General features: G+C 67.5%; 10 protein-coding genes and 1 riboswitch. Of the genes, 7 read left to right on the forward strand and 3 right to left on the reverse strand.

Annotated elements, in window-relative coordinates:
• Nucleotides 1-19: 19 nt before the first annotated feature.
• Complete coding sequence (locus FHS00_RS05630) at nt 20-904, forward strand: lytic transglycosylase domain-containing protein (protein WP_183470644.1); 885 nt, start codon at nt 20-22, stop codon at nt 902-904.
• On the opposite strand, the gene FHS00_RS05635 is transcribed toward FHS00_RS05630, so the two are convergent.
• Complete coding sequence (locus FHS00_RS05635; RefSeq protein ID WP_183470645.1) at nt 901-2,154, reverse strand: DNA polymerase IV; 1,254 nt, start codon at nt 2,152-2,154, stop codon at nt 901-903. The genes FHS00_RS05630 and FHS00_RS05635 overlap by 4 nt on opposite strands.
• Here FHS00_RS05635 and FHS00_RS05640 point away from each other — a divergent pair.
• Entirely contained in the window at nt 2,153-2,611 is a 459-nt protein-coding gene (locus tag FHS00_RS05640; RefSeq protein WP_183470647.1) for an NUDIX hydrolase, read from the forward strand. The two genes, FHS00_RS05635 and FHS00_RS05640, sit on opposite strands and share 2 nt — an antisense overlap.
• Before the next feature lie 116 nt (nt 2,612-2,727).
• A riboswitch (glycine riboswitch) is annotated at nt 2,728-2,819 on the forward strand.
• A 119-nt stretch (nt 2,820-2,938) separates the two neighbouring features.
• Nucleotides 2,939-4,180: a D-amino acid dehydrogenase gene (locus FHS00_RS05645; protein WP_183470649.1), complete on the forward strand. Its 1,242-nt coding sequence runs from the start codon at nt 2,939-2,941 to the stop codon at nt 4,178-4,180.
• A 70-nt stretch (nt 4,181-4,250) separates the two neighbouring features.
• On the opposite strand, the gene FHS00_RS05650 is transcribed toward FHS00_RS05645, so the two are convergent.
• Entirely contained in the window at nt 4,251-4,463 is a 213-nt protein-coding gene (locus FHS00_RS05650; protein ID WP_085895433.1) for an orotidine 5'-phosphate decarboxylase, read from the reverse strand.
• Between the two features lie 110 nt (nt 4,464-4,573).
• Nucleotides 4,574-5,302, reverse strand: a complete 729-nt coding sequence (gene pyrF, locus FHS00_RS05655) for an orotidine-5'-phosphate decarboxylase (RefSeq protein WP_183470651.1) — start codon at nt 5,300-5,302, stop codon at nt 4,574-4,576.
• 144 nt (nt 5,303-5,446) lie between these two features.
• On the opposite strand from pyrF, the gene FHS00_RS05660 reads away from it, so the two are divergent.
• From FHS00_RS05660 to msrQ, 4 genes are all read left to right on the forward strand, one after another.
• Nucleotides 5,447-5,809 carry a hypothetical protein gene (locus FHS00_RS05660; protein ID WP_183470653.1) on the forward strand — a complete coding sequence of 121 codons (363 nt, stop codon included), beginning with the start codon at nt 5,447-5,449 and terminating at the stop codon, nt 5,807-5,809.
• Between the two features lie 171 nt (nt 5,810-5,980).
• On the forward strand, nt 5,981-8,596 hold the full coding sequence (gene clpB, locus FHS00_RS05665; protein WP_183470655.1) for an ATP-dependent chaperone ClpB: 2,616 nt from the start codon (nt 5,981-5,983) through the stop codon (nt 8,594-8,596).
• A gap of 152 nt (nt 8,597-8,748) precedes the next feature.
• A complete protein-coding gene (gene msrP, locus FHS00_RS05670) occupies nt 8,749-9,648 on the forward strand; it encodes a protein-methionine-sulfoxide reductase catalytic subunit MsrP (protein ID WP_183470657.1) in 900 nt (299 codons plus the stop codon).
• Nucleotides 9,648-10,277, forward strand: coding sequence for a protein-methionine-sulfoxide reductase heme-binding subunit MsrQ (gene msrQ / locus FHS00_RS05675; RefSeq protein ID WP_183470659.1), 630 nt, complete (start codon nt 9,648-9,650; stop codon nt 10,275-10,277). Before msrP ends, msrQ begins: the two co-directional genes overlap by 1 nt.
• Nucleotides 10,278-10,535 lie beyond the last annotated feature (258 nt).

A 10,535-nucleotide genomic window follows, 5' to 3' on the forward strand; every position in this document is an offset into this window, starting at 1 on the left:
ATCCCCTGAGACTGCGGAAATGACCCGTTTGATGTTTCTCTTGTGCTTCTGCGCCGCGCTCGGTGCTTCGCCCATGGCGGCGCAGGAGGCGGTGGTCCCCGCATCCGACCGCCGCTGTGTGCCCGACGGTCCCTGCATCGCACTCGACAGCTACATTCCCGATGTCTGCGCCGCCATCGAGACGCTGGCCGGCAAGCACGCGCTCGATGTCGGCTTCTTCGCGCGCCTGCTCTGGCGCGAAAGCCTGTTTGACGCTGGTGCGGTGAGCCCGGCGGGCGCGCTGGGCATCGCGCAGTTCATGCCCGGCACGGCCAAGCTGCGCGGCCTCGCCGATCCCTTCGACCCGGCGCAGGCGCTGGCGGCTTCGGCAGCCTATCTGGCCGAGCTTTCTGAGCGCTACGGCTCGCTCGGCCTCGCCGCCGTGGCCTACAACGCCGGCGAGGCGCGGGCCGAGGCGTTTCTGGCCGGCAATGACTGGCTGCCCGCCGAGACCGAGGCCTATGTGCAGGCGATCACCGGTCTGGCGGCGCTCAATTGGCGCGACGCGCCGCCCGCGACGGTCGATCTGGCGCTGGCGCCCGGGCCGTTCGGCCCGGCCTGCATGGAGCAGGCCAAGGGGCGCAGCATCGCGCAGTTCCGGGTGACGGTGCCGATCCTGCCCTGGGGCGTGATCCTCGCCTCGGCACCGGGGCGCGGCGCGGTCGAAAAGCGTGTGGCGCAGATCAAGCGGCAGGCGGGGGGCGTGATCGGTGGCGAACAGGTGGCCTATACGCGGTCGCGGCTGCCGGGCCAGCCGGCGCGGCGGCACGTCGCCCAGATCGGCCGCGAGAGCCGGGCCGGGGCCGAGGCGCTCTGCGCGAAGCTGCGCGCCGCCGGCGCCGCTTGCATGGTGCTCAAGAACTAGCGCAGGGCGCGGCCCTTCAGGATCGCATCTGCGCCGAACCGGGCGCGGATCGCGTCCGCCGCCCGTTCGGCGCGTTCGCGGGCGGCCCGGCCCGGGTCGAGCAGGTCGGTCTCGGGCATGGCAGTGGCTGCCTCGGACAGCTCGGACAGCCCAACCCCCAGAAGCCGGTAGGCGCCGCTCTCACCGCGCGCGTCGAACAGCCCGCGGGCAGTGCGGTAGAGCGTATCGGCGGTCTGCGTCGGTGCCCTGAGCGACACCCGCCGGGTCAGCAAGGTATGGTCGGCCCGCTTGAGCTTGAGCGTGACCACCCGGCCGACGAGATCGCGCGCCTTGGCGCGCGAGGCGACCTTTTCGGCCATGCGCCAGACATGCCCGTCGAGGATTTCCGGATCGCCGGTATCCGTATCGAAGGTGGTCTCGTTCGAGATCGACTTCACCGCCTCGCGCGGGTTGACCCGCCGCCGGTCCTCCCCGCGCGCGAGGTGCCAGATCCGCTCTCCCAGCCCGCCGAAGCGGCGCACGAGATCCGACAACTCCCAGCGCAGCACGTCCTCGAAAGTCCGGATGCCGACCGCGTCGAGGCTGGCCTGCGCCGCCGGCCCGACGCCCCAGATCAGCCCGATCGGTTTGGGACGCAGGAGGTCGACGGTCTCCGCCTTGCCGATCACCGAGAAACCGCGCGGCTTGTCGAAATCGCTGGCCATCTTGGCAAGGAATTTGTTGTGCGACAGGCCGATCGAGCCGGTGAGCCCCAACTCGTCCTGCATGCGCCGTGTCAGCCGTGCCAGCATCACCGCGGGCGGCGCGCCGTGCAGCCGCTCGGTGCCGGTGAGATCCATGAAGGCCTCGTCGAGCGAGAGCGGCTCGATCGCCGGGGTCATCTCCTCCATCATCGCGCGGATCGCCCGGCTGGCCTCGGTATAGGCTTCGAACCGCGGCTTCACGACCACGGCGTCGGGGCAGAGCCTGAGTGCTTGGAACATCGGCATGGCCGATTTCACGCCGCGAATCCGCGCGAGGTAGCAAGCGGTCGAGACGACGCCGCGGCGGCCGCCGCCGACGATCACCGGCTTGTCGACGAGATCGGGGTTGTCGCGCTTTTCGACGCTGGCGAAAAAGGCGTCGCAATCCATGTGGGCGATGGAGAGCGTGAACAGCTCCGGATGGGAGGTGACGCGCGGGCTGCGGCAGGCGGGACAGCGCGTCCCCGCCTCGAAGGCATGACAACAGGCGCGGCAGAGGGACGGCATGACGGCATCATACAGCCCTGATTGGCGGGGCGAAAGCTTCGACGGGGCGAAGGCCGCGCTGTTCATCGGCGATCGGCTGATGGTGATCCGGCGCGACGACCGGCCGGACATTCCCTATCCCGGGGCGCTGGATTTTCCGGGCGGCGGTCGGGAGGGTCGCGAAACGCCCGAGCAGACACTGGCACGCGAGATGCATGAAGAGGTGGGTCTCGACATGGGCGAGGCCGCGCTGCTCTGGCGGCGTCCATTCGACAGCGCCACCAGGCCCGGGCGGGTGTGGTTCTTCGTGATGCGGATGCAGGCCGGGGCGGAGGCTCGAATCGTCTTCGGCGACGAGGGGCAGGGATGGTCGCTGATGCCACCCGCGCGTTTTCTCGCCGCGACCGATGCGGTGCCGTCGCTTCAGGCGCGGCTACGGCTCTGGATGGAAGGTCCCGACGCGCCAGAGCTGCTCTGAAACTGGGCACGCCGGCACCAGCTTGTGCTATGCGCAAGCAGTCGCGCAAACCGTACACGAACGTATGCAAAGGGGCTGGCGGAACGGCTTGGGCTGCGTTAAGTTTCCGATAGGAAACGGTCCTGCCGGGAGAGAGTGGGACGGTCCGCCGCCGAAGGAGCAGTCGCGCGCCCCGCGATCTCTCAGGCAAAAGGACCGGGAGGGCCGCATAACATCCGGAGAGAGGCCGCAAGGCCCGCCGAAGGGGAAAGTGGAGATCCGCATGATGCGGGCGGCCACGAAGCTCTCAGGCACCAGGGACGGAAGGGGCGCGTTGGAGCAGGCATCATGCCGCATTACGCCGTTCTCGGCGCCGGAATCACCGGCGTCACCACTGCCTATTCGCTTCTGAAGCGTGGTCACGACGTCACCATCTATGACCGGCAGCGCTATGCTGCGATGGAGACGAGCTTTGCCAATGGCGGCCAGCTTTCGGCCTCGAACGCCGAGGTCTGGAACCGCTGGGCCACGGTGCTCAAGGGCACTAAGTGGCTGCTGAAGCCCGACGCCCCGCTTTCGGTGAACCCCAAGCCCTCCTTGCACAAGATGAGCTGGATGGCCGAGTTCCTGTGGAACATCCGCAACTACGAGGCCAACACGGTCGAGACCACGCGGCTGGCGATCACTGCGCGGGAAGGCCTGCGCGAGATGGCCGCGACGGCCGGGGTCGATTTCGATTTCTCGCCGGCCTCGATCGTGCATTTCTACCAGACGCAGAAGGACCTCGCCGACGGGCGGCGGGTGAACCGGCTCCTGGCACAGGGTGGGCTGCACCGCGAGGAGCTGTCGCCCGAGGAGGTGCGCGCGCGCGTGCCGCAGCTCAACGGGCCGCTGACGGGCGGTTTCGTCACCAGCTGCGATTCCACCGGCGATATCCACAAGTTCACCACCGGTCTCGCCGATTGGCTGCTGGGGCAGGGGGTGCGGTTCCGCATGGGCACTGAGATCACCGACGTCGCTGCCGATGATGACGGCGTGCGGGTGACGGCGGGCGATACCGAGCGTTTCGACGGGGTGGTGGTCTGCGCCGGTGTCGGCTCGCGCGGCATCGCGGCCAAGCTCGGCGATCGGGTCAATGTCTACCCGGTGAAGGGCTACTCGATCACGGTGATGCTAAGGGACGCCGCTAGCCAGGAGGCGGCGCCGCAGGTCTCGCTGCTGGACGACAAGGCGAAGATCGTCACCTCGCGGCTCGGCGTCGACCGGTTCCGGGTCGCCGGCACCGCCGAATTCAACGGCTTCAATCGCGACATCCGGGCCGACCGGGTCCGCCCGCTGGTCGATTGGGTGGCGCGGCTCTTTCCGGGCGTGTCGACCGAGCATTGCGTGCCTTGGGCCGGGCTGCGGCCGATGATGCCGAACATGATGCCCAAGGTCGGCGCCGGCCGGCACCCCCGCGTGTTCTACAACACTGGCCACGGTCATCTGGGCTGGACCCTGTCCGGCGCCACGGCCGAGCTGCTAGGCGAGGCGGTGGGCGAAGGTCCGGCGCGACGCGTCTGGAGCGCGGAGCTGCCGAAAGCCGCCTGAGGCAGTTGGAGCGCACAAAAAAAGGCCCGCCGGAACAGGCGGGCCTTGTCACTGGAACGTAGCGAAAATCTCAGAGATGCGACCAGAGCGACGCGCCGCTGTCGGACATGCGCATCGCATGACGGGTCAGCCCGGCGCGCACATGCCCGGCATCCATGTCAATCGGTCCGGCCACCTGACACGGGTAGCGATAGGTGGTGCCGTTGCGGTCGACATCCACGCGGGCCTCGAAGGCACCGATCTGGGCGTTGTAGCGCACGTCGCCAAGTCTGATGGTCTGCATTCGAAGTCTCCGCTGCTCGGTTATTCTGTAGGGTCAACCGCCAAAACGCGATTTCGGTTCCCTGTGGCAGCGAAGACTCTTCGATTCATTTGTTGAGGAAACAGAGTCCCCTAGGCGTTGGGGGTGCGCGCCTGGGGTGACACCATCTCTTGCAGAATGGTCTGCGCGGCCTGACGCGGATTCTCCGCCTGCCAGATCGGGCGACCGACCACGACATGGTCGGCTCCGGCCGCGATCGCCTGTGCCGGGGTCATGACCCGCTTTTGATCCCCCATATCGGCCCCGGCAGGGCGGACGCCCGGCGTGACGATGAGCTTGCCCGCCGCCTCCGGCAGAGCCCGGATCATCGCCGCTTCCTGCGGGCTGGCGATCACGCCGTCGGCGCCTGCCGCCAGCGCCCGGCCCGCGCGTTCGACCACCACCTCGGCGATGTCGCCCGCGCGCATCATCCCCTCGTCGAGATCGGCCCGGTCGAGCGAGGTCAGGATGGTGACGGCGAGAATCTTGAGATCCTTGCCGCCGGCCCCCTCGCGCGCGGCGCGCACCACGTGCGGATCGCCATGCACGGTCAGGAAATCGAGGTCGAACTGCGCCAGCCCGCGCACCGCCGCCTCGACCGTGGCGCCGATGTCGAAGAGCTTCATGTCGAGGAAGATCCGTTTGCCGTGCTCGTCTTTGAGTTCGCGCGCCAGCGCCAGCCCGCCGCCGGTCAGCATGCCGAGACCGATCTTGTAGAAGGAAACCGTGTCGCCGAGCTTCTCCGCCAGCTCGAGCCCGGAAAGCGCGTCGGGGCGGTCGATGGCGACGATCAGGCGGTCGTCTGCGGCGATGGCGGTCATGGCGGGATCTCCGGGAACAGGGGGTGGGTGGCTTTTGGCGCGGCGCGCGCGGGCGCGTCAAGCACGCGGGCGGGAACGCGGCGGCCAAAGCGGCGTTGCGCCTGCAACACGGGCCGCATGGGCGGCCAGACCAAGGAGACCGACATGGCCCACAAGCCCCGCAGTTCCCGCCGTGCCCTGCTCTACGTGATGATCCCGATGGGCTTCATCCTCTTCGTCATCTTTCTGGTCGTCGGCGGCTGGTTCCGCGCCGAGGAGGCCGAAGAGTTCGATACCGCGCCGCTGGAGATGCCCAGCCAGTCGCCCGACACGGTGGGCGAGACCGGCGATGCCGAGCCCGACGACGCGATCATCGACGAGGCTCTGACCGACGCGGCCGAGCCGCAGACCCCGGACGACAACGTGCGCCCGAGCGTGGCCGACAGCGACAGCGACAGCCTCGGCGAGCCCGAGTTCGACAATGTCGACGATGATGGCGGGCTCGACCCGGTGCCGCCGGCGGAGTGATTGGCGCAAGTCATTGACAACAGGGCCATCGGCGGTCGAGCCGATGGCCCTTTTTGCGACTGTGATACTTGCGCAACTGGCCCCCGCCACCCATTTTTCCTCCCAAGGCCCGACAGGGGTGCGCCGCCAGAGCGGGCGCCCGAGCACGGGCGCTTTGACAAGGAGAGACAGATGAACCTCGAAAAGTTCACCGAACGCTCGCGCGGCTTCATTCAGGCCGCGCAGACGATCGCGATGCGCGAGAGCCACCAGCGGCTCTCGCCAGAGCACCTTCTGAAGGCGCTGATGGATGACGAGCAGGGGCTCGCGGCCAACCTGATCGTCAATGCGGGCGGCGACGCGGCCCGCGTGCGCGAGGCCGTCGATGCCGCCGTGGCCAAGCTGCCGAAGGTGTCAGGCGATGCCGGGCAGACCTATCTCGACCAGAGCACGGGTCGCGTGCTCGACGAGGCCGAGCAGATCGCCAGAAAGGCGGGCGACAGCTTCGTGCCGGCCGAACGGATCCTGATGGCGCTCGCCATGGTCAAGTCGAAGGCCAAGGAAGCACTCGACGCCGGCAAGGTCAGCGCGCAGTCGCTCAACGCCGCGATCAATGCCGTGCGCAAGGGCCGCACCGCCGACAGCGCCAACGCCGAAGAGGGCTACGAGGCGCTCAAGAAATACGCGCGCGACCTGACCGAGGCCGCCGAGCAAGGCAAGATCGACCCGATCATCGGCCGCGACGAGGAGATTCGCCGCGCCATGCAGGTGCTGTCGCGCCGCACCAAGAACAACCCGGTGCTGATCGGCGAGCCCGGTGTCGGCAAGACCGCGATCGCCGAGGGTCTGGCGCTGCGCATCGTCGATGGCGACGTGCCGGAATCCCTGCGCAACAAGCGGCTGATGGCGCTCGACATGGGCGCGCTGATCGCCGGTGCGAAGTATCGTGGCGAGTTCGAGGAGCGGCTGAAGGCGGTGCTGAAGGAGATCGAGGCCGCCGCCGGCGAGATCATCCTGTTCATCGACGAGATGCACACGCTGGTCGGCGCGGGCAAATCCGACGGCGCGATGGACGCGGCCAACCTGATCAAGCCGGCGCTGGCGCGCGGCGAGCTGCACTGCGTCGGCGCGACCACGCTCGACGAGTACCGGAAATATGTCGAGAAGGACGCGGCGCTGGCCCGGCGGTTCCAGCCGCTGATGGTCGAGGAGCCGACGGTCGAGGATACGATCTCGATCCTGCGCGGTATCCGCGAGAAATATGAGCTGCACCATGGCGTGCGGATCTCCGACTCTGCGCTCGTGGCGGCGGCGCAGCTGTCGCACCGCTACATCACCGACCGCTTCCTGCCCGACAAGGCGATCGACCTCGTCGACGAGGCGGCGTCGCGACTGCGCATGGAGGTGGACAGCAAGCCCGAGGAGCTCGACGCGCTCGACCGTTCGATCCTGCAGATGCAGATCGAAGCGGAGGCGCTGCGCCGCGAGGATGACGAGGCCTCCAAGGAGCGTCTCGCCAAGCTCGAGGAAGAGCTGGGCGCCCTGCGCGAGAAGGCGGATGCGATGACCGCCAAGTGGCAGGCCGAACGCGACAAGCTCGAAGGCGCGCGCACGCTCAAGGAGCGGCTCGACCGGGCTCGTGCCGAACTCGACATCGCCAAGCGCGAGGGCAATCTCGCCAAGGCAGGCGAGCTGTCCTACGGCGTGATCCCGCAGCTCGAGCGCGAGCTCAAGGCGGCCGAGGAATCCGACGACCCGCTGATGGTCGAGGAAGCGGTGCGGCCGGAGCAGATCGCCGAGGTGGTGGAGCGCTGGACCGGCATCCCGACCTCGAAGATGCTCGAGGGCGAGCGCGAGAAGCTGTTGCGCATGGAAGAGGAGCTGGGTCGTCGCGTGATCGGCCAGCATCAGGCCGTGCGGGCGGTGGCGAACGCCGTGCGGCGCGCACGGGCCGGACTCAACGACGAGAACCGTCCCTTGGGCTCGTTCCTGTTCCTCGGGCCGACCGGTGTCGGCAAGACCGAGCTCACCAAGGCCGTGGCCGAGTATCTCTTCGACGACGACCAGGCGATGGTGCGCATCGACATGTCGGAGTTCATGGAGAAGCACGCGGTCGCCCGTCTGATCGGAGCGCCTCCGGGCTATGTCGGCTATGACGAGGGTGGCGTGCTGACCGAAGCGGTGCGGCGCCGGCCCTATCAGGTGATCCTCTTCGACGAGGTCGAGAAGGCGCATCCGGACGTGTTCAACGTGCTGTTGCAGGTGCTCGATGACGGTGTGCTCACCGACGGCCAGGGCCGGACGGTCGACTTCAAGCAGACGCTGATCGTGCTGACCTCCAACCTCGGCGCGCAGGCGCTGAGCCAGCTGCCCGACGGCGCCGATGCGGGACGTGCCAAGCGCGACGTGATGGATGCGGTGCGGGCGCATTTCCGGCCCGAGTTCCTCAACCGCCTCGACGAGACGATCATTTTCGACCGGCTCGGGCGCGACGACATGGCCGGTATCGTCGAGATCCAGCTCGCGCGGCTGGAGAAGCGTCTGGCCAACCGCAACATCGCGTTGCTGCTCGACGATCCTGCCAAGAAGTGGCTGGCCGACGAGGGCTACGACCCGGTCTTCGGGGCGCGCCCGCTCAAGCGGGTGATCCAGCGGGCGCTGCAGGATCAGCTGGCCGAGATGATCCTCGCCGGCGACATTCGCGACGGTCAGGAGGTGCATGTCAGCGCCGGGGCCGACGGGCTGATCGTCGGCGACCGGGTCTCGGGCAGCAACCGGCCCAAGCCCGAGGGCGCGGTGTTGCACTGAACGCACGTAGCGACATGCAAGAACGTACCGGCCCCGGCGGAGAGATCCGCCGGGGCCGGTTCAGGTTACAGAGCGTCAACGCATCGTGACGCCTGAAACATGGTGTCCGCGGCTAACGTGTCTAAATCAGGCACGTACGCAAGGAGACACGCATGGCCCATCGCTGGACGAATGATCTGACCCGAACCGACGTCACCCCGCGTGGTCTGTTCATGAACCGTCGCCAGATCATTCAGGCCGGCGGCGCACTGGGCCTGGCGGGTCTCGGTGGCCAGGCTGCCGCGCAGGACGCGCCTGAGCCCAACTCCTTCGAGGAGATCACCAGCTACAACAACTACTATGAGTTCGGCACCGGCAAGACCGACCCGGCCAAGAATGCGGAGGCGCTCGACACCTCCGATTGGACGGTGACGGTGGATGGGCTGGTCGACAATCCCGGCACCTATCCCCTGGCCGAGCTGATCGATGGTCTGACGGTCGAGGAGCGGATCTATCGTCTGCGCTGCGTCGAGGCGTGGTCGATGGTGGTGCCGTGGCAGGGGATCGAGCTTAAGGACATTCTCGACCGGGCGGGCGTGCAGTCGAACGCGCGCTACGTCGCCTTCGAGACCGCGGTGCAGCCCGAGAACATGCCCGGCGTCCGTCGCGGCGTGCTGGACTTCCCCTATGTGGAGGGGCTGCGCCTCGACGAGGCGATGCACCCGCTCACCATTATGGCCACCGGCCTCTACGACCAGCCGATGCCCAATCAGAACGGCGCGCCGATCCGTCTGGTGGTGCCGTGGAAATATGGCTTCAAGTCGATCAAGTCGATCGTCCGGATCAGCCTCTTGGAGGACGAGCCGCCGACCACCTGGAACCGGCTCGCGCCGAACGAGTACGGCTTCTATGCCAACGTGAACCCCACCGTGGACCATCCGCGCTGGAGTCAGGCCACCGAGCGCCGGATCGGCGGGGGGCTGTTCTCCTCCCGGCAGGACACCTTGATGTATAACGGCTATGACGAGGTCGCCTCCCTCTACGAGGGCATGGATCTCGCGGCGCAGTTCTGATGGCCCGCCCCCTCACCCCGGCGCAAAAGATCAACGGTGCGCTGCGCCGCGTGCCCGCTTGGCCGCTCTATGTACTGGGGGCGCTCTGGGCCGCCTTCCTCTTCTGGCAGGCTCTGACCGGGCGCCTGGGTGTCGAGCCGATCAACGCGCTGGAGCGCGAGTATGGCGACACCGCGCTCAAGTTGCTGGTGGCCGGCCTCGCCGTCACGCCGCTGCTGAAATACACTCGGGTCAGCCTGCTGAAGTTTCGCCGCGCGATCGGGCTGCTGACCTTCTTCTTCGTGCTGGCGCATTTCCTCGTCTGGGCATTGCTCGACGTGCAGAGCTTCGGCCGGGTCTGGGCCGACATCCTCAAGCGCCCCTATGTGACGGTCGGGATGATCGCGTTTCTCGGGCTGATCCCGCTGGCGCTGACCTCCAACAACTTGTCGATCCGCCGGCTGGGGCGGAGTTGGCGGCGGCTGCACCAGCTGGTCTACGGCATCGCGATTCTTGGGGCGGTGCACTACATCTGGCTGGCCAAGGGCTTCCAGATCGAGCCGCTGGTCTATCTGGGGCTGATCCTGGGCCTGTTGGCCGCGCGGATTCGCTGGGCGAGGTTCTTCGCGGATCGAACCGTCCGAGCCTGATTTTGGGTAGGGCAGGGGGCTGGTTTCGATTGTTGCCGAGCATGGCGGCAAAACCGTCATTGCCGAGCGTAAATAGCCCTGCTCTTCACAACATCATGTCGATCTCGTGAGCGATGCAAAAAACTTCGATTTCCTGCTTGCGCCCTTTGGAACCTTTCCCTAGATAGCCCCTCACCGGCGGCGCAGAGATGCAGTGCTGGTGACGAAATTCCGAAGGGGACGAGGCGGCGCGCCGGACGATAGGGCGCAGTTGTTTGG

The organism is Limimaricola variabilis, assembly GCF_014195545.1.
In the GTDB taxonomy this organism is placed as follows: domain Bacteria; phylum Pseudomonadota; class Alphaproteobacteria; order Rhodobacterales; family Rhodobacteraceae; genus Limimaricola; species Limimaricola variabilis.

What these genes read in the sequence shown, in the direction of transcription:
- FHS00_RS05630 (WP_183470644.1), top strand. Translation starts at nt 20, where the DNA reads ATGACCCGTTTGATGTTTCTCTTGTGCTTCTGCGCCGCGCTCGGTGCT.
- FHS00_RS05640 (WP_183470647.1), top strand. Translation starts at nt 2,153, where the DNA reads ATGACGGCATCATACAGCCCTGATTGGCGGGGCGAAAGCTTCGACGGG.
- FHS00_RS05635 (WP_183470645.1), bottom strand. Translation starts at nt 2,154, where the DNA reads ATGCCGTCCCTCTGCCGCGCCTGTTGTCATGCCTTCGAGGCGGGGACG.
- FHS00_RS05645 (WP_183470649.1), top strand. Translation starts at nt 2,939, where the DNA reads ATGCCGCATTACGCCGTTCTCGGCGCCGGAATCACCGGCGTCACCACT.
- FHS00_RS05650 (WP_085895433.1), bottom strand. Translation starts at nt 4,463, where the DNA reads ATGCAGACCATCAGACTTGGCGACGTGCGCTACAACGCCCAGATCGGT.
- pyrF (WP_183470651.1), bottom strand. Translation starts at nt 5,302, where the DNA reads ATGACCGCCATCGCCGCAGACGACCGCCTGATCGTCGCCATCGACCGC.
- FHS00_RS05660 (WP_183470653.1), top strand. Translation starts at nt 5,447, where the DNA reads ATGGCCCACAAGCCCCGCAGTTCCCGCCGTGCCCTGCTCTACGTGATG.
- clpB (WP_183470655.1), top strand. Translation starts at nt 5,981, where the DNA reads ATGAACCTCGAAAAGTTCACCGAACGCTCGCGCGGCTTCATTCAGGCC.
- msrP (WP_183470657.1), top strand. Translation starts at nt 8,749, where the DNA reads ATGGCCCATCGCTGGACGAATGATCTGACCCGAACCGACGTCACCCCG.
- msrQ (WP_183470659.1), top strand. Translation starts at nt 9,648, where the DNA reads ATGGCCCGCCCCCTCACCCCGGCGCAAAAGATCAACGGTGCGCTGCGC.